22 protein-coding genes are annotated in these 20,489 nt (G+C 56.2%); 9 read left to right on the top strand and 13 right to left on the bottom strand.

Annotated features, from left to right (window positions below; all coding sequences use genetic code 11):
* Positions 1-37 precede the first annotated feature (37 nt).
* Positions 38-865, bottom strand: a complete 828-nt coding sequence (locus AC0L20_RS12265) for a hypothetical protein (protein WP_473288731.1) — start codon at positions 863-865, stop codon at positions 38-40.
* Positions 866-1,037: 172 nt separating this feature from the next.
* Positions 1,038-1,568 (bottom strand): hypothetical protein, encoded by a 531-nt coding sequence (locus tag AC0L20_RS12270; protein WP_473288732.1) that lies wholly within the window; start codon positions 1,566-1,568, stop codon positions 1,038-1,040.
* 98 nt (positions 1,569-1,666) lie between these two features.
* Here AC0L20_RS12270 and AC0L20_RS12275 point away from each other — a divergent pair, with 98 nt between their 5' ends.
* A complete protein-coding gene (locus AC0L20_RS12275) occupies positions 1,667-1,981 on the top strand; it encodes a hypothetical protein (protein ID WP_473288734.1) in 315 nt (104 codons plus the stop codon).
* A 342-nt stretch (positions 1,982-2,323) separates the two neighbouring features.
* Positions 2,324-2,608: a hypothetical protein gene (locus AC0L20_RS12280; protein WP_473288735.1), complete on the top strand. Its 285-nt coding sequence runs from the start codon at positions 2,324-2,326 to the stop codon at positions 2,606-2,608.
* Between the two features lie 199 nt (positions 2,609-2,807).
* On the opposite strand, the gene AC0L20_RS12285 is transcribed toward AC0L20_RS12280, so the two are convergent.
* Positions 2,808-3,173 (bottom strand): hypothetical protein, encoded by a 366-nt coding sequence (locus tag AC0L20_RS12285; protein WP_473288736.1) that lies wholly within the window; start codon positions 3,171-3,173, stop codon positions 2,808-2,810.
* On the opposite strand from AC0L20_RS12285, the gene AC0L20_RS12290 reads away from it, so the two are divergent.
* A complete protein-coding gene (locus AC0L20_RS12290; protein WP_473288737.1) occupies positions 3,138-3,953 on the top strand; it encodes a DUF5131 family protein in 816 nt (271 codons plus the stop codon). The genes AC0L20_RS12285 and AC0L20_RS12290 overlap by 36 nt on opposite strands.
* 335 nt (positions 3,954-4,288) lie before the next feature.
* Here the strand turns inward: AC0L20_RS12290 and AC0L20_RS12295 are convergent, their stop codons facing one another.
* The 4 genes from AC0L20_RS12295 to AC0L20_RS12310 are packed head-to-tail and all read right to left on the bottom strand — an operon-like array spanning position 4,289 to position 7,094.
* Positions 4,289-4,630 carry a hypothetical protein gene (locus AC0L20_RS12295; protein WP_473288738.1) on the bottom strand — a complete coding sequence of 114 codons (342 nt, stop codon included), beginning with the start codon at positions 4,628-4,630 and terminating at the stop codon, positions 4,289-4,291.
* A 22-nt stretch (positions 4,631-4,652) separates the two neighbouring features.
* Entirely contained in the window at positions 4,653-5,558 is a 906-nt protein-coding gene (locus AC0L20_RS12300; protein ID WP_473288739.1) for a dienelactone hydrolase family protein, read from the bottom strand.
* A 34-nt stretch (positions 5,559-5,592) separates the two neighbouring features.
* A complete protein-coding gene (locus tag AC0L20_RS12305; protein WP_473288740.1) occupies positions 5,593-6,402 on the bottom strand; it encodes a hypothetical protein in 810 nt (269 codons plus the stop codon).
* A gap of 59 nt (positions 6,403-6,461) precedes the next feature.
* On the bottom strand, positions 6,462-7,094 hold the full coding sequence (locus AC0L20_RS12310; protein WP_473288741.1) for a DUF4339 domain-containing protein: 633 nt from the start codon (positions 7,092-7,094) through the stop codon (positions 6,462-6,464).
* 83 nt (positions 7,095-7,177) lie between these two features.
* Between AC0L20_RS12310 and AC0L20_RS12315 the strand changes: the two genes are divergently transcribed.
* On the top strand, positions 7,178-7,432 hold the full coding sequence (locus tag AC0L20_RS12315) for a helix-turn-helix domain-containing protein (RefSeq protein WP_473288742.1): 255 nt from the start codon (positions 7,178-7,180) through the stop codon (positions 7,430-7,432).
* On the opposite strand, the gene AC0L20_RS12320 is transcribed toward AC0L20_RS12315, so the two are convergent.
* The 4 genes from AC0L20_RS12320 to AC0L20_RS12335 all read right to left on the bottom strand — a co-directional run bounded on the left by AC0L20_RS12320 (position 7,429) and on the right by AC0L20_RS12335 (position 10,334).
* Positions 7,429-7,764: a DUF3768 domain-containing protein gene (locus AC0L20_RS12320; protein ID WP_473288743.1), complete on the bottom strand. Its 336-nt coding sequence runs from the start codon at positions 7,762-7,764 to the stop codon at positions 7,429-7,431. The two genes, AC0L20_RS12315 and AC0L20_RS12320, sit on opposite strands and share 4 nt — an antisense overlap.
* Positions 7,765-7,882: 118 nt before the next feature.
* On the bottom strand, positions 7,883-8,452 hold the full coding sequence (locus AC0L20_RS12325; RefSeq protein ID WP_473288744.1) for a hypothetical protein: 570 nt from the start codon (positions 8,450-8,452) through the stop codon (positions 7,883-7,885).
* Between the two features lie 221 nt (positions 8,453-8,673).
* Entirely contained in the window at positions 8,674-9,747 is a 1,074-nt protein-coding gene (locus AC0L20_RS12330; protein ID WP_473288745.1) for a hypothetical protein, read from the bottom strand.
* A gap of 11 nt (positions 9,748-9,758) precedes the next feature.
* Complete coding sequence (locus AC0L20_RS12335; RefSeq protein WP_473288746.1) at positions 9,759-10,334, bottom strand: tyrosine-type recombinase/integrase; 576 nt, start codon at positions 10,332-10,334, stop codon at positions 9,759-9,761.
* A gap of 371 nt (positions 10,335-10,705) precedes the next feature.
* Between AC0L20_RS12335 and AC0L20_RS12340 the strand changes: the two genes are divergently transcribed.
* From AC0L20_RS12340 to AC0L20_RS12350, 3 genes are all read left to right on the top strand, one after another.
* Positions 10,706-11,068 (top strand): hypothetical protein, encoded by a 363-nt coding sequence (locus AC0L20_RS12340; protein WP_473288747.1) that lies wholly within the window; start codon positions 10,706-10,708, stop codon positions 11,066-11,068.
* A 264-nt stretch (positions 11,069-11,332) separates the two neighbouring features.
* On the top strand, positions 11,333-11,776 hold the full coding sequence (locus AC0L20_RS12345; RefSeq protein WP_473288748.1) for a hypothetical protein: 444 nt from the start codon (positions 11,333-11,335) through the stop codon (positions 11,774-11,776).
* Between the two features lie 130 nt (positions 11,777-11,906).
* Positions 11,907-12,392, top strand: a complete 486-nt coding sequence (locus tag AC0L20_RS12350; RefSeq protein WP_473288749.1) for a hypothetical protein — start codon at positions 11,907-11,909, stop codon at positions 12,390-12,392.
* Positions 12,393-12,681: 289 nt separating this feature from the next.
* On the opposite strand, the gene AC0L20_RS12355 is transcribed toward AC0L20_RS12350, so the two are convergent.
* Positions 12,682-15,975 (bottom strand): DEAD/DEAH box helicase, encoded by a 3,294-nt coding sequence (locus AC0L20_RS12355; RefSeq protein ID WP_473288750.1) that lies wholly within the window; start codon positions 15,973-15,975, stop codon positions 12,682-12,684.
* A gap of 250 nt (positions 15,976-16,225) precedes the next feature.
* On the opposite strand from AC0L20_RS12355, the gene AC0L20_RS12360 reads away from it, so the two are divergent.
* Both AC0L20_RS12360 and AC0L20_RS12365 read left to right on the top strand, forming a co-directional pair.
* Positions 16,226-16,918, top strand: coding sequence for a helix-turn-helix domain-containing protein (locus tag AC0L20_RS12360; protein ID WP_473288752.1), 693 nt, complete (start codon positions 16,226-16,228; stop codon positions 16,916-16,918).
* Between the two features lie 414 nt (positions 16,919-17,332).
* Positions 17,333-18,742 carry a DUF2130 domain-containing protein gene (locus AC0L20_RS12365; RefSeq protein WP_473288753.1) on the top strand — a complete coding sequence of 470 codons (1,410 nt, stop codon included), beginning with the start codon at positions 17,333-17,335 and terminating at the stop codon, positions 18,740-18,742.
* A gap of 171 nt (positions 18,743-18,913) precedes the next feature.
* Here AC0L20_RS12365 and AC0L20_RS12370 read toward each other — a convergent pair whose 3' ends face one another.
* Positions 18,914-20,266: a hypothetical protein gene (locus AC0L20_RS12370; RefSeq protein ID WP_473288754.1), complete on the bottom strand. Its 1,353-nt coding sequence runs from the start codon at positions 20,264-20,266 to the stop codon at positions 18,914-18,916.
* Positions 20,267-20,489: the final 223 nt, after the last annotated feature.

The following is a 20,489-nucleotide window of genomic DNA, read 5'->3' on the forward strand; positions in this document are numbered from 1 at the left end:
AAGTTTGCTGGTCTAGGCCAGCAGTTTGTCGGCCTACTTAATCAATCAGCTTTGGAGGTCGGTACCTTTTCAGAATGGCGGCTTGCAAGGGATCAAGCTCCGAAAGCTCGACGTCCACAGGCGCTACGTTGGGTGGGAACTTGAGAAAATGAAAACGAGATCGACTCCTCTCGTCCAAACGAGGAATCAGTCTGGCCTGACAGAAGCGAGCTAACTCAAAGAACTCCATGACCTCGTCTTTCTTTGCTAGAAACTTATCAACCTTGTTGATTGTCGATTTGAGGTCCGGGCACAGGCGGGTAATGAACTCGTACTTGGATTGCGTCGCGGCCCAGATAAACGGGCCGGATACGGCGTAGTTCACCCAGCTGACCTTCAATGTAGAGCGAGACCGTGTGTACGCGCTCCGGTCGCCCTCTTTAACATCGTCGGGGACAAAGCCGCCCTGTTCAATAAAATGCAGTGCCTTCAACAATGATGGCCTTTGCTCATTCGGGCAGATCATAAAGAACTCGATCAACTGGCTTATGTTGGCGAGTTCATTGAACGCTAGCTCAAATTCCATACTGAACGTGTCACCCAAAGGAAACGTCAGTAGAGCTTTTGCAAACATTTCCTGCGAAAAATAGGGGTTCGTGCGAACGAGACTACCGCGGCGTGCTCTGGAAAGATGGAGATAGTAGTTCGCCGCACCAATGATAAGCGCAGTTTGAACGGTTTGAGCCTTCGTCGGAAACAACATCCATGTAATGAAGCCCAAGAAAGCCAATTCGCGCTCCATCGGAAATTGTTGCCGTCGATAGCCCGTTATTACCGCGATGGCGTCGGAGGGGTCGAATTTGTGAACTGAGGTTTGAGCTGCCATTGGCGGGTACACCGTGCATTCCGTGCAGTGATTCGAGGTCTGGACAAGATTGCGCAGCACAAGACGAACTCGCAATCACCACTTTGGCATGCACCGATTGCACAGGGCCGAAAAGGACAAGATGGACGCACGATTGCACGGATTGCACGGGACGCCAGGGGAGACGTCGCCTCTATCGTCCTGAGCGAAATAACAGAAGCTTAGCGTGGCGCCAAAGGAGCTGAAGAAGCACCTCCGAAAGCTCGTGCAGGCAGGCCACTATGCCGCCATAGCCGATGGTTTGGATGCCACCCATACCCGCAAGATCAAGCAGGGACGGCTGCCCACGCACTCGGCGTATATTTTGAAATCGCCATGCAAAAATTATCGGGTGTCGGTCCGAGATCGGGAAGATAAACTGGGTCGGCCGACTACGAGTGCGGACGGCGTAGTTCTCCAGCAGTTCAAGCATGGCAAGGCGAACCTCCGGCATGGTGACCGGATCGTGCTCTTTCACGCCATGAAGCACCTTCACTTGGATCGGCTCGCGGTGGCTGGTGGTGATGGTGCGCGCCTGCTCAGAACCGCCAATCGCGTGGCTTTGAAGGCGGATGACAGGTCGGTGCCGAGGAGGCGGACAAGCAGCACGCGCGTCGTAGTCGAGCGACGGCGTCAAAGGAAGCTGCGCGGCCTGAAGACGATGTAACGACGGCTCGGCCAGCATCGCGCGTGCGCGTCTAGTGTCGATAACCGAACTTGTAAAATCCCTTGCGTGGCAAAACCACGCCACCGGCAGCGTGCCGTCGTAAACAAAGGAAAAACATGACTGGAACTGATCTACACATGGAGAAGAACTGCGTCGTTCTCGGCGGCCTGGACGGAGGGAGATTTGTAACAACTCTCTTCGCGCTCAGGTCAGATCTGAGCCGACTGGAGACGTTTGTTGGTGACCAAAGCGAGGCTTTTGATGTTGCCCCAAGGCCGATGGTTTCCCTCGGCTATGAGGTCGATAGGGATGCCATCGTCGTCAATCACTTGGACGAGAGCCTTTGCGATGTTATTTCCGGGCTACTCGATCTGAGAGTGGCAATTGGAATGGCCCGATCGGCTCTTCAGAAGGCAGAGCAAGCCGTTTAGCGACCGACGCCATTAATGAAAGCGATGAGAGCCCCGCCAGAACGGTGGGGCTTTTTATTTTCCGATGGCGGCACTCAAGTGCGAGGCGTAGGTGAACTTCGGGGCGCTCGGTCTAGATAATTTGCGATCGCCCCGGAATCCCGAACCCGAGCTGACAACATAGGTGCGGTGGTCTGAATTCCCGCCGGAGATTCTTTCAGACGAAAATCTGGAAATCAGCCAAGGCTTAAACCGATCATTTGCCGAAAGGTGGCTCAACGAGTGACGGCTTTTGAAACTTGTAAAGGTTTCCTAGATGTCGACGGATGCATGCCGCTAACCGCGACTCTAAGGAGAAGTGCTATGAGTAATGCAAATAGAAATGTCTCTTCCGTGGTCGTGTCTAAAACCAGCGACGGCAGGAAATTTAAGTGGTCAATCGAGTTTGATGAACCAATATGCACGCTTTTTGATTTGGAAGGCATTCAGGATCCAGACGATCAGATGATGGTCTGTGAAGCGTTGTGCAGAATTGGCTTGGCGGACTCTAGATTATTTGGGGATGATACTGATCAGATCGAGGTTCAGGAGCATTGCTATACTTCCACCAAAGCGATGCGCAAGCTTGCCAAGAGATGTGGGCTATAAAACTTGCTGGCATTCCCGTCGGGAATTCCAGCAGACCCCAATGCCGGGCGCCCATGGGCGCCCCGCAGCCTTGTGAGATTGCGACAAAGCTGAACGTAGACATTCTCATCAGACCAGTCCTCCCACTGACGGTACGGTCGCCTTCGCTTCCTCTTCACCTGCACGGCTGGTCGGACGCAGCCAGCCAAGCTTCCGCGACCTACAACGAACTTCTGGAATCGTTCAACCGGAACGTCTTGGGAATAAACACATTCCAGAGCGCGGACCACCGGCTCATTTGCTTGAAATCGGCATCGGGCTCTACCGCGTTTATCAACACGCGGATCGGGGTCATGCCTTTGCGCCAAGCAATGTTTAGATCGTCGGCAGATGTATGAGGGGACTGCTTTGTAATCCTGCGGCGCTTCGCCTGCAGCACGTTGTAGAGTTCGAAGCGGCCAACGGCCAATGGCGGAAACACAAACTTGTAAAGGATGCCACCGGGACCGTTGTTTCGGGCGGAGCGATGCTCTGAACTTTGGAGAGTAGTATGGGTGAAAATACAAAGATAGAATGGTGCGATCATACGTTCAATCCGTGGATTGGCTGCCAGAAAGTGTCGCCGGGCTGTGATAATTGTTACGCCGAAGCAATGATGGATCACCGCTACAAGAGGGTGCAATGGGGCGCCCACGGCGAGCGCAAACGAACGTCAGAGCAAAATTGGAAAAAGCCTATTCAATGGAACGGGCAAGCTCGCATGTTTAGAAAGGAAAATGGCCATCGACCTCGGGTGTTTTGCGCTTCGCTCGCCGACGTCTTTGATAATCAGGTTGATTCGTCGTGGCGCAAGGACTTGTTCGCGTTAATCCGGAAATGCGATGCATTAGATTGGCTGGTGCTTACTAAAAGACCAGAAAATATAGAGAAAATGCTGCCTTCCGATTGGCGCGATGGGTATTCCAACGTGTGGCTCGGAACCACGGCCGAAGATCAGGCACGGTTCGATTTCCGGTGGAAGCGTCTAAAGAAAGTACCTGCGGTTATTCGCTTCATATCTTACGAGCCCGCTCTTGGGCCCGTGCGGTTGCCGACCAACGGCCCTTTGCCGGATTGGCTGATATCTGGAGGAGAAAGCGGTGCGGGTGCCCGTGCAGTGAGGCCACATTGGGTTCGCGATGTTATTGCCGATTGCCGCCGCCTTGGTGTTGCGCCATTTCATAAACAGTGGGGGTCTTACGACAACAACCCGCTTGTGGTGGAGAAAGGTATGACAGCTAGTGAAGCACGCGCAGTCGATGCAGAAGGGAAGGGTGGCGGGTTGGTCGATGATATGCTCGTTCGTGAATTCCCAGATCGGGAATAAAGGTCCTTGGGGGCTCTTCCTTCAACCGGCGGGTCGGTCTGGAAGGCGGATTGCTTATCGGGTATTGTGTCTGCGGTCGCGGTTCAGGTCGGCTAAGCAATAGCGCTTTGAGATCACCGACGACAACAAAAGAGAGCCCGCTCCGATCGGCTACTCGGAGCGGGGAAGTCTCGCCACAGGGCTTTTAATCCAAGCCGTAGCGCTCGCAGCTTGCGGGCAATCTTCAGAGATTGCCGAGGCTTATTGCTAATACTTGTCTCAGCATTAGCATTCCGTCGTAGCTGTTGGGGCGCTCCCAAGTCATGTTTTTTGCCATTTGCCAGCCGAAAAAAAACTCAATGCAAGCTCGTCGAAATCGCAGCGGAAATTCTGGTTTCTTCATCAATTCTAGCCGCGCGCGTAGCTTCCAAAATCAGTCTGTAAAGATCGCAGCCAATGCTCGGGATCAATAGCTTCACTATCTTCCCGGTGCCGAGAACGTAGCCCAGCGGCAGTTTTCCGGCCAGCGCGCTTACTTCCGCGGGCTGTCGGATCAGGATGCGGCAATTCATGTCCATTGCCGCGGAGACGATGCTGTCCCTCAGGACTGTGAACCGAGCGCCGCGGTGATTCCCGTCGTCATCCAATCTAAGGACATAGACCTGCTCGAATGCCGGAGGTGCCGACTTCTGGCCCATAAGAAGGTCCTTGTACGAGCGGTTATCGGAGCTCGATGCCTTTGGCGAACTGCTTCGTTTTGATCGCGGAGATGATCGTTTCCATCATGTCTCTCTCCGCAGCCGGACTGTAGCTCAGGTGCCAATCCATAAAGTCATGCGCGGGCGCATTCACTGGGAAGCCATGATTAGCGCCATGATACTCGATCATCTGCACAGGGACCGACCGCTTCCTCTTCGCCAGTTCTTCGCACCATTTTGGATTGTTCGCGTCATCTTGGTCCCCCATAAAGATGATAATCGGACCCGTATATAGTGCGGAATGCTGCAATGACGGACTGCAGCCTGGAGCAATCGCGAATGCAGCCGCAAAGTGGTGTGAATGATCTTCTTCCTGCGTCGTCATTGACACCAACGTCGTCGTGCCGCCGTTGCTGTAACCCATAAGGTAGACTTCATCGGCCTTTGCCAGCTTCTTGTCGAGCAAGTAGTCGAGAGCGGAGTAGGCATCGTCGGCACGGCGGCGACCCCAGTGTAGGTCAGCGGGGCCGCACGAACGATCCACATAACGCGTGGTGAAGCTGTCGAGCACCAGCACGCCGGTGCCTTGTGGGTTGAGCACATCTGCGACGTGCGCCGCCCACTCCTTGGAAAGTGTGCCGAGGCCGTCGCAGCCGTGCAGTAGAATGACGAACGGCACCGGACCTTTGGCGGCCTGTGGCGAGTATATGAAAGCCTTCAGTTCGCCGTCCTTCTGCACTTCGCCGAACTCTTCCGGCGTGCCGTTCTTAAAGTTGTTCGAGAAGCCAGAATCATGGGGGTTGTCCTTTGACCAGTGCTTGCTCGAATTGTGCGGGTAGTCACCCTTCCACGGTATTTTGACTTCTGGTGGGGCCGCCGATGCCGCCGTTGAAATCAAGGCTGCGAGTACGAAGACGAGATATTTCATGTCCGTTTTCTCGATGTCGCAAATAAACGTTGGATCAGAATTTCGGCATTGGAACAGCGGCCCGTTGCTTGTCCGCGAGAGCTTCTTGATCTTTGTCCAAGAGTTGTGGCTCGTTGATAACGAGCACCCATGACGGAATCGGGGATTGCGCGGATCTCGGTTCGCTAGAATATGAACCAAACTCCATCGTTGAAGAGTCGCTGAGGTGCCAAACTTGGTTGAATGGCCGAGTGTGAAATTGTGCGGAGACTGCACCAACGATTTCCTGGGCTGGTGCGCCAGATTGAAAGACGTAGGATATGGCTGTCACCACGTTGGGTGACATGTTCGCGGTCAAGCGGGCGGTAAGCTGATTGCTCTTGTTGTTCGTGCACGCCAAGACCGTTGGCTTTGGCGACGATACATTGCATCCTAATTTCGCCATTGCGGCCTTTGTCGCAGGCTCAGTCATGCCAGTCTCGACTCCCAAAATGTCCTTTTTTGTAAATGCATGAATGTTCGTTGACCGTTTATCCGCCCCGGTCAAGCTGGTAGTAACGTGCTTCCAGCTGTCGTAGTCCTTCGGGCGAAGTAAAAAGAACGGCTGCGCGCCCAGGACGGCAAATTTCAGGCCTTCAGCGGAGTTTCCTTGGTCAAAGCTTTTTGCGGCGACCACCGGTTGACCGATAATCCTACCGTCTCGATCCAGGTCGAAACTGACAGCGAAGTCGAGTTTGACTTGCGGGGCCGGAAACCAATGCTGCATTATTTGGGCACGGATCACTGTTATTGGGTCGGGCGGTACAGACTGCGCAAAGGTCGATGAACACGCGAACATTGAGAGCAGAGCAATCCATTTCATCATTTGCGATCTCTGATGTGAGTTACGTATTAGGCGGATGCCGGGTCAGATGAGGCTCCGCGTTATCCTTTAACGGATGCGTAGATGAGGAATCCCGCAACCATGCTGATGATCCACGCGACCGCGTAGTACGGGCGCTGCTTCAGGCGTTTCGCTCTTAGAAACAGATTGACTGGCGCGAGCAGCACGGCTGTGACGCGTGTTGTCCGAGAGCCATAACCCGCTTGCTGCAGTCTGCGATCATCGAGCCAACCGAGAAGACCGTTGATGACAAGGGGCACCTGGAACGGCAATCCTCTGCTTGGGTGATACGGAAACCCGAGTGCTAGGGAGCGAACCGCAGCGTCCTGGTTGCTGGCGCTCACGACGGCCTCGATTACCCCGATAACGAGAGGCAACAGGGCGAGCATCCAGACGTAACCGTTGCCAACGTGCTTGGACGAAATCGCAGGTGGCTCGGCAGCTACCAGCTCGCCAAGGTCGCTCTCTCGGAGGGGCTTCCATTCGGGCATGCCCTGCCGCCACACTTGCGTGTCCGTCTCGATCTGTTTTTTGTTCAGTAGGTCCCTGATGGCCGTAGCTGTCGTTGGGCCTCGCCGAGCGCCGTTCGCGACGTAGTACCACTCGTTTGGACCAGGCTGATTCGCCGCCCCAAGATGCGGAAGCGGGGGTGGTGCAGAGAGTTCTTCAGTCATTGGTTTTCTTTCGGTCAAGTTGAGATCATAATTATATACTTTAGTGCATAGATTCGGCGAACGAAAATCCCTCGCATGGCGTCATGGATGTGAGGCGCCTTATTGGAGAAAACGTGCGCGCGAGGCGGATTGCAGCGAAGCTCTCGCAAGAGGCTTTCGCTGCAAAGATCGGCGTTGAGCAGAGCTACTTGAGCGGGCTGGAGGCGGGCCGCCGGAATCCTACCGCCGTCACCCTTTGGCACATATCGGTCGCGCTAAGGATTAGGCCTGGAGCCCTCTTCGAAGCGGCCCCTGCACTTCTTAAGAAGACGAAGGTGGGCCGGCCCCGAAAGTCCTAATACTCGTCCGCCCTCATAATCGTGATGATTCGCTCGGTGACGGCAGGGTCTGCCGGATTGGGCGAATGAAAGTTTAGGGATTTGTCGTAGTAGTCAATTTTGAACATCACGGCGGTCCCTTCGAAATCGAAGACGCCAAAGTCATGCTCCCCGTGGGGATCGTTGGCGTGGCAAAAGTCGTCGAAAACTGCGATGGTTTTGACCAGGCGCTCGACCGCCTCGGGGCCTAATTCAGCAATGCCTGCCGTGATGACCGCTCCGCCGCCGAGAAGGTGCTGCCGAAGCTCGTCATTGAGCGTGCGAATGCGATCCGCGTCCGTGTGCATGGACATGGTTGTTCTCCATAATGTGTGTTGGTTGATGTGCCTGGCTCGGGTCCGCTCAGCATCAGGCATAGTCATATTTGCAAAAGCCCGGGCCGTGGTCCGGGCTTGGGAGCTAGCCGCGAGGTTACTCTGGACCGGGGTTTACGAGCCCCACCTGAGCGATGTGCCGGACGTAGGTGCCTTTGTCCGGATAGTCGCGAAGCCGAAGCGTCAAGACCTGGTCTTCGCGCTTGGTCACAAGGCAGGGCCACCAGCCGAATCCGGGATCATCGTCCTCAACGAGCACCAGTTGGCCGACATCGATGCTCTCCCACGTTCGCGGCAGGCCAACCGCAACAATGCCGCTTGCCTTCGTCTCCTGAGGAGATGGTGCCGCCGTGGGCTGCTGAACACGGCTTTCGTCGCCAGGCAGCTCTAGCGCTGCTTTGAGCTTGCCCAGAAGATCCCGCCGGATCGGTGGAACGAATGCCTTGCCGCTCGCGTACAGCCTTCCCAACGGTAGCTTCATTGCGATTTCGGTGACTGCTGGCGACGCCGCGTGCACGGACGCCAGCTTCATCTGCGCCGCAGCGCTAACGACCTTCTCGTTGAACTCCGGAAACCGGGCGCCCCGTGGCTTTCCATCCTCATCAAGTCCGAAGACAAAGAGCTTGTCTGGAGCATTGGCCGTCTTCTTGTCTGGCTGCTTTCCCATGTTTCTCCTCCTCAAAAGCAGACGGGGCCCAATAGGGCCCCGTGTTCTGCGGTTCTAGCGATGTCATGGCTTGGCCATGGTGGCGGGCCTGGCGCCCGCCGAGGTAAATCAATCACAGATGTCTCTCCACTATAAATTGCAAAGTCGTTACTAGACCTTGTAGCGCGAGTATAGGCGCACCGTGGTGCTGTCTCAAGCGAAATCTGCGCCAAAAACGCGTTCTAACTAATTGATTTTGCGTCGATTTTAGCCATTTTTAACGGTATTCGGCTGCACCTTTGGTGCAGGTGGCAGTAGCCGATTTGGCACGCTTGCCGGTCGTCAATTCGGTTGCCATTACACAGGTTGAGGCCGTCGAGAGAGCACAGCCTCCAAATGGCATTTTGCACGAACCTGGCGAACCTCTTCGGGAATACAGGGTTCAAGGTGCGCGTATCGATACGGCCGGCCACGGTCCTGATGATTTCGGCGCAGCCACCGGGGCCGTAACAAGCGGCGCCATAAGCGTGAGAGCTACCGCAGTCTTGTAAAATGCCCGTGCGATGCAGAAAGTTATGAACCAGCGTGTCTACCGCGATCATCGCGGTACCGGTTTCAAGCCAGAGCGGCCGGTGCTCGCGTACGCCGATCAGCAGCGTCGAAAGCGTCATCATCAATATCTTGTCGGAGACGCCGTAGACGTTTCGGAGGGGGCCGATCAATGCCTCCTGACGTTCCGCTTCCAACTCGGCCATTGTAGCGCCTTTCGCGCCGTCCAGTTGGGCGTCGATCCAGCCCACCAGGTCGCCGTTGGCGAGGTCGCGGACGAACAAGAAGAACGAGTACGCGGTTTGGTTTAATCGGCCATTGCGAAGGCGCGGCCGGGGAAGGGCGCACGCATCGATGTGATCGGGCTCCGCGCAGGTAATGCTGGTCTTGTCGTATCGGCAGCCTTCGAAGTGCCAGTAGCTGCGCAGCTTGGGACAAGAGGGCGCATTCTTCTCGCTCGCTGCAATCGTCGACCAGGATGCCGTGCCATGCTTGTGGATGTAGTCGCGCGCGACGCGGTCTGAGATGCCTTGGAAGCTAAACGTCGTGACGAGCCAATCAAAAATCGGCGGCGTGGCAGCGAGCGCGACAGCTCGATTTAGGCCGGCGTCCCGAGCCTCGTTGTCGATCTCGTCGAGGAACGACATCGAACCGGCGACCGCACAGACTGTCCGGATCAAGCTTTCAGCACGGCCCAGCGGATCGGAGGTTCTATTTGCCGCGACCGACTTTTTGGCGGAGGGGACCTTTGCCGAGTACTGGCCCAAGACGCTGGCTGCTAGATGAGGCAAACGAGCTTCCTTTGGGCATCCGAATCCCCGTCGATGTACCGCTGCGTAGTCTGGATAGACCGGTGGCCGGCCAGCAGTTGAACGTCGCGCAGCGAGCCACCTGCCTTGTGAACCGAGCGTGCTGCTCGCGTGATGAAAGTTCGACGCCCGGAGTGTGACGAGCATCCCTCGAACCCGAGCTCTCCGTAAGCGCGGCTGAACCAGACAACGATGCTCATTGGTGTCATAGCGCCGCCTCGCTCTGAGCGAATGAGCGGCCCATGCCCCTTGCACAGCCGACGCGCATCGACGAGGGCATCTCGGAGCTCAGGATGAATTGGAATGGAGCGGCCGCTGCGTTTCTTGGCAATCTCATCGCGAACTTCAAGCGTGCTGCCGACCTCGCCGCTTGGGTCGAGCAGCATGGCCCAGGTCAATTTGGCGATCTCGGCGGCGCGAAGACCTGCCTTGACAGAGAGTAAGACGATGAGACGGTTGCGAAGTGGGTGGCGAGAGCGCGCGGCGAAAAACAAAAGATCGTCGATATGATCAATTGAAAGCGTCTTGGCTTGCTTGCCGGCCATTTCATTCAAACCAGTTACGAGCAGATTCTAGACGATCAGGTTCTGCGTGCAAGGGAAAATCTAGCATGTCTCTGACTGCTAGAGTTTCAAGATTTCCTTATCAGTCTGCAAATGCAGTGCGCTCCGCCTTCCTAAGATCATGTGCAAAGTGTGCGGCACGGCGTGCACAAACTGCTCGTCGCAACATAGACGCCTATGGCGAATGCAAATTGCAGTTCAGTCGCGCGCTCATTTTACCGTCGACTGTGCGGTGTCGACTCGACAAGTAGATCGGTCTCGCCGTCGGCGCTCGCCGTTGGCCGCTGAGACGATCTTGTAAATGATCTAGCAGCCGTACCGAGCTGTGTAATAGATTATGTTGAGGACTGCCTATGAAAATCGAAATGGATGCCGCCGTTCAGGAATACGTCTTTCGTGTACTCGCTGAAATAATAGGGCCCGAGTTTGCCAACGAGAAAGCACGCGTACAGGAACGCGCTCTAATGACCGTCTTGGAGGGAATGGTGGCCTCTGGCGCCGCTAATCATAAATATGATGAAGGTCGAGATTTGGACTCGTTCCTATCGACCGAAAGGTTGGTCAAAAATTGGAGCTGGGTGTTCTCCGGTGACGAGTTCAGGATTGATCGTTCGAAACTCGACGTCGTCAAAATCAAAGGCAAGCGCACTAAATACTTCCACGGTCGGTGGTTAGCTTCTGACCCAAGCAACCCGTGGCCCTCGTGGCCCAACTAGAAGCCCGTTGATGTGAAGTTTAGCGAGAGACGAAAGGTCGGCAACGGAGTACTCAGGAGATCATCCGCCGCGTACTCCGTACGCTTGGCAACGAGGGCGACATTTTTGGGCCCAATGACTGATAAGGAAATCAGAATTTCCTTATCAGTCGAAGCGACAGGCCGTGTCTTGTGAGGCAGCGCCCCGGTTGCGATCTGAAACGATCCTGTAAATGAGCTTCATGGTCGCAATCGCGGCCTCAAAACCAACCATGAGGCTTCATCAATGAAGACAATTAAACAGACGTTTCGCAATGGCCAGCTCTTGTCGAGAGTTATCAAAGAGGCGCGGGAAGCGCTTATAGAGCACTGGGTTTATGACGCAGTTCAACTGCTTAATGATTGCGCTGTCGGACTAGAAAGGGCCACGCAACTGCTAATGCAGCTCGAAAAAAGGCCCGAGTGGCTCGCCGGCAACGAACAGAAGATCACCGAGGAGCTTTCCAAGCTCATCTCATTCACCAAGGACTGGGAAGCTCTGGCGCATGATCGCCTCACCGACGCGCTGGTTTGCCCGGATGAGGTAGAGTTCCGCCTAGAGGCACTTTTGAAGGCCAGCGGCATGCCAGCCCCCGGTAGAAACAAGCTGCGCCGTCAGTGGTCGAAACAGGATCCCAACATGGAGCCGCCAATCGTTGATATCGCTCGACGGCATTGGGACAATTTGTAGATCACACTTGTAAAATCGAATCGAAGCTCGCGAAAGCCATGCTTCTCAATCCTGTAAATTGAGGCGCGCAGCAAGTTCTGCAGTGAACGTGAACCCTACGAACAATCGCTTTCAACAATACGAGTGAGAAATGAAAATGCAGCGCGGCTTCGTCTTCGAAGTAAATCCCCTCATCTTGGAAATCGTCCTTTGGAATGAGGCAGAGATCCTAGACAGGCGACCAGAGTTCGTCGCCTTGCAGCAGGCAACACGCGTAGCCGAACTTTGTAAGCAGCTCTTCTTCAATGATGTAGCTCAAGTTGAATCGCAATCGCCGCCGCGGTGGGTTCCAACCAGCCGGGTAGAGACCGATTCCCGAGGATCCAATATCGCGCCTTGCTCGCGCTACGAGTTAACTACATCAATCGGAGCCGAGGAGGGCCGCAAGCTCAAAAACGCCATCGGCGGCCAATTCCGACGAAGGTTAAAGTTCATCAGAAAGAAATCTGTGCTGGCGTTCGAATCCTACAATCTGGGTCTGACGAAAATTGACGGCTTTGACGATGTCGGCATGCTCAGATGGAGACTAACGGATGCAGGGGCTCGCGTCTGCAATGATTCAGCGATGATCAACTGATAAGCTTTTGAGAGAAAGCTTATCAGTTCGCGTTTGGCCCGATGTCTTGCTCGCGGATCAGGCCGGATTTCGATCGATCTTGAGGACCTCGCCCCGAGGCCTTCGTCAACGCGATGATCGCCAGCTTTCACGGCGACGAAGCGCCTCTTGTCGCGTTGATCCTGGCGCCGATCGAGGACGAGCCAGACTGAACGGCCTAGGCAAAAATCTGGCTTTCTGACGTTAGGCAACGGAATTCTGCCGGAGCGCAATGCCGCGTCGGCAGGGGGCAAGACCGATCGGAGACGCACTACGGCGAAACGATGACGCGCAATCCGGCAGCTGCCGTTTTCTTCAGGTATAACTCCGTCGTCCCGAGCAGCAGCAACGCATCATCGTTGAGAGCAGCTGCCGATGCACCGGGTTGCGCGATGATAACTTCAAACTCGACCGTTGCACGACGGGATTTATCCCTGAAGTAGGCCAACTGCTTGATGTCACCTTTGAGGAAGCGCGTGTGGCCATCCATCATCCAGAGTTCGTGACGGCGCTTGAGATCATTGTAGAGCCGCAACATCCCGTGGTGCTTGACCGTCACACTTTTCTGCGCCTGTCCGCAAAGCACATAAAAGTTCTGGATGTCCTGCGAAATCATGCCCTTGTAGGCGTTTTTGCAATGAATGAGGCAGAGGCGGATGGTCTTCTCGTCAACCTCTTTCAGGCCGACGAGGTCGGCCGCTTCACCCGAACCGTCGTCGTTGAAGACGAGGTCAAAATCGACCTTGAGGCGTTGGAACGCATAATGCTGGATGGTGTTGGCGTCGCGGGACTTGCCCATGGATTCCCGGTTCAGCGGGATATCCTTCCAGGGCCAGGATTCGAGCCGCGCTGCCGGGAAACGGCCTGCGTTCAGGCTGGTGGGAATGTGATAGCAATTGTAGGAGTAGGTCCCATCAGCATACCTCACGACAAATGGATCGACCGCGAGATGCTCGTCGAGCGGCACGACATCCTTGTTTTTCTTTTTGAAGCCGACATCTGGCCCCGAGACCTTCGTATGTCGGTAGCCGGCCGGAAAGCCGTTCGAAATGCTCAACCGGTAGGTAGCGCTCAACGTCTCTGACGAGAGCCGGATATCGATCGACCCATCCTGCTCGACCGCGGCAACTTCCAGATCGACCAGGTACAACGGGATGCTCGTCGGACCGAAAAGCACGAACTGATCCGAAAAGGCATTCTGGGCGTGCTCTCCCCACTCGATTGCGATCGGATAGGAGTTGTGCGGTGATGTGAGCCGCAAAGGCCTCAGAAAGTCTTCGGTGATGTTGGGCGCGGACGCCTTCTCTGCGGAGACTTTCTGCCAGGTCCTGCCGCACCATTCCACCCATTCGGCGAGGGTGCCGGCCCGCTGCTGCCAGACCTTGCCCTTGCGTTTGGCACCGCCCCACAGCACGCGATCGCCGTTCTCATACCCAATACAGGCGATGTTGTTCAGCTCGGACTCCGCCTTCTCGATGCTGGCCAAGCCCTCTGTGACGTTTGGTCCGAAGTAGGACGTGAAACTGATCGCGCCGACGCGCGACGACCCCAGGCTCTTGGCCAGTGGGAGCTCCACGTTGTTGAGAATTTGGAATATCGGCGTGCCGGAGAGCAAGCGGGTGTTGTCGTCGGTCACGATGGAGGCCAACTGCTCGGTGCGCAAGGCTTCGTAGTCACTCGCGTAGATGAACAGCGCCTGGTTTGCCTGGTCCCACCACATCACCAGGAGGTAGTAGTTGGTCTCCTCAAGGGTCTGATAATTGCCCCAGTCCACCGGCTCTTCACGGTGGATGACCGCCACCATGAGGTTTTGGGCTTCGTCCAGTGCGTACCAGCTCTCGTCCCTTGATTTCAGCACTTGCGTGTAAAGGGTCGGCGACCATGCCAGGCAGCGTGTGCGGTAAATCTGAGTAGAGAAGCGGGGCCGCAGGTTCCAGAGCGACAGCTGATTGTGGAGGGTGCCTTTGCTTTTGAGCCCAGCCACGACATCTTGGAGCCGAAGTTCCTGCTCGATCCGTTCCTCGCTGAGCCGCTTGATGATTTTGTCCCAGTCGGCTCCTTCCGCGTAAAGATCGCCCAGCTTTCTTTCGGCCTCCGGGTCGGCGATGTTGGTGACAACGGTGGCCTCACCGATCGTCTTGTAGTCGCCTTTGCGGGTGATGCGCCCAATGAACTGCAGCGTGACGGCCAAGGATTTGTGCGTATCGTGCAAGGCAGCAATCTTCAGGTTTGGAAGGTCAACGCCTTCACCGAGCATGTCCACACAGACGACGATCCTGGACCCGTTGACGCCCCGGTCATAGAGCTGCGCCATCGACTTTGCGTTCCCCGTCTTGCGGCCAGGGCCCGAATAGACCAGCACGGGTTTCATTTCCGGTGCGAGCTTGCGGTAGTGCTTCCACACCTCCTCAGCACGTTCCTTCGTCCGCGTCCGCGCCATCAGCAGGTGGTCTAGGCCCAGCTCGTTCCGGTCGCGTCTTAGGACGGCGACGGCTTCAGCGACGATCTTGTGATCGCGTGTCGATTGGTCACCATACTCTTCGACACTCCTGAGGTTGATGGGCCGATAGTAGCCCGCCTCCTGCGCATCGCCGAGCTTGAAATTGAAAATGATCTTGCCGTCGACCTTCCTTTCATCGCGACGGAATGGTGTCGCGGTGAACTGGATGATCTTCTTCGCTGTGAATCGGTCCCGCACCTCGCTCCAGGTCGCCGCGGTGATGTGATGGGCTTCATCGACGACCAGGATCGAACAGCCTTCCAGCAGCCGACGCAGCGCGTCACGGGCCGATGCCTTCAGAATGTCGGGAGTGGCGATGATGACGTTTGATGCATTCACGATGGCCTCGGCGTGGCTCACCGTGCTGATGCCCTTCGTAATCTTGGCCACGAACGGCCGAGCAAGTTCAACGGGTATGGCGCCAGCGGCAGGTAACACGCCCAGGGTCGAGAACTTGGCGCCGATCTGGCTTCGCAGGACCGAACTTGGCACCAGGACGAGCATTTTGCGCTCGCGTCGGTACACAAGGTCGGCAAGCATGGTCTCGGTCTTCCCCGTTCCCGTGGGCAGGACGACCGTGGCGGGCTCGAACTCCCTGCCCACTGAGAAGTGTGCCGCGATGGCGTGCAGGGCGCCGATCTGCGGCAGACGCAAACCGGGATGGCCGTCATCGAGATCCTCGACGGCAAAAATGAAGCGGTTTCGCCAGGTCTCCAGCACCTTTTCGGGGCTATCGGCCCAGGTCTCCAGTGCGCCAAGCCGGTCCCATGTCAATTCGAGCGGAGAGGATGACTGCTTGTAGTCTTCGGGGTCCACGGCGGTTAGCACGGGCAGGGGAGTGGTGACGCGGTGCGCCTTCGGAAAGCGCACGAGCATCTCATCGAAGGGAGGGCTCAGCTTCGTTTTAATGAGGTCGTGCCCGGAATGCTGCGACTCGAAAAAATCGGCCGAAACCACCGCTTCCTGAAAAGCGGTCTGAGTGATGGTGTTTTTCCCGGCGCTCAGCCGACGTTCAGGCGCAGATGGCAGCCGGGCAGGCCGCGTCCATTTCTTAAATAAACTCATAATATATGGTGGCAGCCCCGAGACTGCTTTTCCTCAGCCATTTCCGATTCCCCGGCTATAGAATACGCCTGAAAGGGAGCGAAGGGGAATAAACATCCTCAGGCTGTGGAGGGTTTGTGACCGCAGTCTAGGCATGGCCTGAAAATAATCAATTTGGTCAGAAAGTTACGTGGAGTGTCGGCCAACTGTCGGCATTCTGTCGTGTTCGTCGTCGCCGCGCGCGCCTATGTTGTCCGTACAGGAGGACTTCATGACAACCACTTTGCTTGACCCCAAACTTCTGGGCTTCTGGGCGCGCTGTGTTCGCGAGGCCCAGCATCTATCGCAAGACGCGCTGGCCGAGGCCGCCGGCATCACCGTGCGGACCGTGCAACGCTTCGAGGCCGGCGAGACTGTCCAGATCGGCTCGCGCCGCAGTCTGGCCAAGGCGCTGGGATACGGCGACCAGGACATCTTCGTCGATCCGAAGTTTGCCGCGACAGTGCTTAGCTTCCTCGATGATTTGAAGGCCTTCCAGCAGAAGCAGGTCGACGACCAGCATCCCGACCAGATGCGTCTTCCGGTGCAGGTCGTTAGCTCTGGAGAGGAAGCCATCCGGTTCGCCCAGGGCAACGACGCGGCCTTGTTCGATATAAGCCCTGACCTCAACCGCGAGACCAAGGAAGTCGCCGCCACGTTCGCCGACTATGTGCGCGACGCAGGCGAGCTCGATGATCTCTCCGCCGCCAGCAGCCTGACCTTCGCCAACGAGCTCGATGATATGCTCAAAGCCCTGAAGGCCGAGGGCGCGCTCGTCTACACGGCCAAGCATGACCGCAAATTCGTTGGTGAGAACTGGGCCGACAAGACCCCGATGTCGATGAGCCTGGGCTACCTGATGGTCGTCCCGGCGACCAAAAAGCTCGAACACCTCTATGTGCCCCGCAAGACCAAGCTTTCCTAGCGGAGGCGGGAGGCAAGCCGCCAAGCAAGTCATGGAAAGCGCTTTCCAGACGTCGGGTTTGGCGTCCGGCTACGTGTGACTGAGTTTTGCGGTTCAATCTTGCGATCCTTTCCTTGGTGTCGGCCTATCCTGACCGGCTGGGTCGGGTGATCAGGCCGGAATTCATGCCGCAACAGACCACACGCAAATTCCAAGCGCCCTCGGAGCCTTGACCTGCCAGTTCGACAGAAGCCACGGGCCTTCATCGGAAAACCGGTGGATTCTCAGACCACAATGCGCAAAACCGCTGCTTCCGGCTTGACCCCTTCAAATTTCCTTGTTCTAATTTTGTTCTCGTGGCGGCAGGGCGATTCTGCCGGCGTTAGCCCGTATTTTGAATGACAACAGCAGTAGCCCCCGATCCGGACAGGAACCGTGCACGAGATCATCTGTCCCCACTGTGACAAGGCCTTCAAGGTCGACGAGTCCGGTTACGCGGATATTTTGAAGCAGGTTCGTGACGCCGATTTTGCAGAGCAGCTCCACGAACGGCTGGAATTAGCCGAGCGTGATAAGCAGACCGCTGTGGAATTGGCCAAGGCTCAGGTGAGCAACGATCTGCAAAGGACTGCGGCCGCCAAGGACGCCGAGATCCTGGAGTTGAAGTCCAAGCTCGAGGGGAGTGAGGTCGCTCAGAAGCTTGCCGTCAGCGAAGCGCTCAACGCCGGGGAGAAGGAGCGTGACAGGCTTGCAAACGCGCTGGCTGAGGCTGAGCGCGAAAAGAAAGCAGCCTCGGAGCTTGCTGAAGCGCTTCTGGCCAGCGAGCAGCACAAAATCTCCGCTGCCAAGGAAAAGGAAATCCAAGAGCTGACGGCCAAGCTTGAGGCCGCTGAGCTTCACAAGAAGCTCGCGGTGACTGAAGCCGTCGGCGCCATCGAGAAAGAGCGTGATGAGCTGAAGAACGGCATCAAGCAGGTACAGCTTGAAAAGCAGCTCTCCGAGCAGTCGCTCAAGGACAAGTACGAAACGCGAATCAGGGATCGCGACGACGCGATCGAGCGGCTCAAGGACATGAAGGCCCGCCTGTCGACCAAGATGGTTGGCGAGACCCTTGAACAGCACTGTGAGACCGAGTTCAACCGAATGCGGTCGATGGCCTTTCCGCGGGCGTACTTTGAGAAGGACAACGACGCGCGGACGGGCAGCAAGGGCGATTATATCTTCCGCGACTCCGACGAGGCAGGCACCGAGATCATCTCGATCATGTTCGAGATGAAGAACGAAAGCGACAGGACCGCAACGAAGAGCAAGAACGAGGACTTTCTCAAGGAGCTTGACCGGGACCGGACCGAGAAGAGCTGCGAGTACGCCATCCTGGTCTCTTTGCTTGAGCCGGACAACGAACTCTACAACGCCGGCATTGTCGACGTTTTCCACCGCTACCAGAAAATGTATGTCATCCGGCCGCAGTTCTTCCTGCCGATGATTACGCTTCTGCGAAACGCGGCGATCAATTCGCTCAAGTACAAGACCGAGCTGGCGCTCGTGAAAGCCCAGAACATCGACATCACGCAGTTTGAAAACCAGCTTGAGACCTTCAAGACGGCATTCTCGAAGAACTACGATCTGGCCTCTAGGCACTTCCAGACCGCGATCAACGAGATCGACAAGTCCATCGATCATCTGCAGAAGACCAAGGATGCGCTGATCGGCGCGGACCGCAACCTGCGCCTCGCGAATGACAAGGCGCAGGACGTGACGATCAAGAAGCTGACCAGGGACAATCCAACGATGGCCTCGAAGTTTGCGGAGCTCAAAAGCCATCCCGCTGAAGCCGCTGAGTAAGCCAGCCAAGGGCTGGCAGAACAAGCCGTGACGTAACATCGTGTGATCATTTACGATTCAAGATTCTCCAGGATCAAGCGCTGGACTTCCGACAAACGTCGCGGAGTTTCTCGATACGGCGTGTAAGGCGGGCTGGGAGCTGCCTGTCTTGGTAAAGCTCCGCGAGCGGCGTCACTTCTTAAGCTGGGAGGGACTCGGCTGCGCGGGTGGGTACTGGCCTTCTGGGAAGTTCCGAGCTGAGTAGTCGGTGTAAGGTCCGCGGTAATCGATCAAATGAAATATGATGTGATAAAGCAGGACGGTCACTGCATTTAGCTCATCGATCATCTTTTGGAAATCAAGAGAAGCCACGTCGACCTCTCCCTTGGTTGCCGGATGGACGCCGCGGTTGCGCAGCCGTTTCCATGCTGCTACTAGAGCGTCGCACGTGCCATCGTGATCGGATAGCCATTTCAAGCGATCGACCGCTCGCACCTCTGTGAGGCCTGCCATCATACCACGAATGCGATCGGCATATGGTCGAAGCCGCGTCCGAGACGAAATTTGCTTTATGATGAAGTCTCGCAGCTTCTTGAGCTTCTCGTTCTCTGCCTTCCGCTTATCCTTCTCTGGCTTGTCTTGGTCGATGCTGATCATGCTGGCGAGGCCCTCGACGGCAACCGAAAGGCCAATGCCCCATGCATCAAGAGAGTTGGCGCTCGCTTCATGCGCTATATGCAGGTAGCCGCTGCAGGGGTTCCAGTTACCAAACTTGGTCTTGCGGACCACAAATTCAAGGTAGGTACCAAACAAGCCCCACGAGTTAATATGGAACGCGGCTGTACCACGCGATATTGGCGACCCAAGCCGCACAGAGGGCGATCTGAATGTGGTCGAAACGAGCTCAACACAGCGAGGGTGCACGATTGCGCGTGGGGCAACCGCTTGCGCCAGCAAGAACCGAAGGGCTTCCTCAACGCGCATTCCGAAGTGCGCTACAAGCGGCTCGTCGGATCTTGCGCGCACAACGAAACTGTTGTCGTCCTTCTCGATTTGGAAGTCGCAAGCGGCCGCCCTGAACTTGGCTTCGCGGCCCGTCATCGGTAAAGCTGACTTCTCAAAGAAATGCAGAGCGACTGATTTTGGTTCGGGCAAAAGCTCGCCGCCCAGCATGGAGGAGAGTTTGCCGCGGACAATTGGATTCATGTGCTCGGCATGCCAATCGCAGGCGGGCAAGACGTCCTTGGCCGTCCATATCGTTCCGTCGCTCGCCGTTCCCCTGAGATTGTAGTAGGCGCCCTTGGGGTATAGCTCGCCTGTTCTCAAGGTGTTTAATTCGTCGATGGCTCGAGAAAAATCGGTGTTGAGGGTTTGCTCGGCATAGAGCGTGAACGCGAGGAAATCATCGTCGGTCTGCTGCACATATCCCTTGCCTTTGTAGGAGATTGCACGACTGCCCGGAGTATTTTGGACCAGGGAGAGCTCGAGAAAATCGATGTGCAGCTTGCGCTGCTTAAAATCAGAGATGATGCGAGTCGGATTCATGACCTGATCGTATCTTATTTTATTTCAAATTGGTCCCCCGGAAAGTGAAGTCCGGGACGGATGGCGCGTAGTACGTACGTTTGCTTTCACTGTCGGTGTGATCCCGCGCGGGCTGCTGATAAAGAAAAGACGCTTCGGTGTTCCCTCCGGCAATGCTATCCGACACTGAAACTATTGTTGAGTTTGTTTTTCGCCTTGGTTTCCGCCGTCGGTTGGCGGTCTG

This window comes from Bradyrhizobium sp. Kon58 (assembly GCF_055807455.1).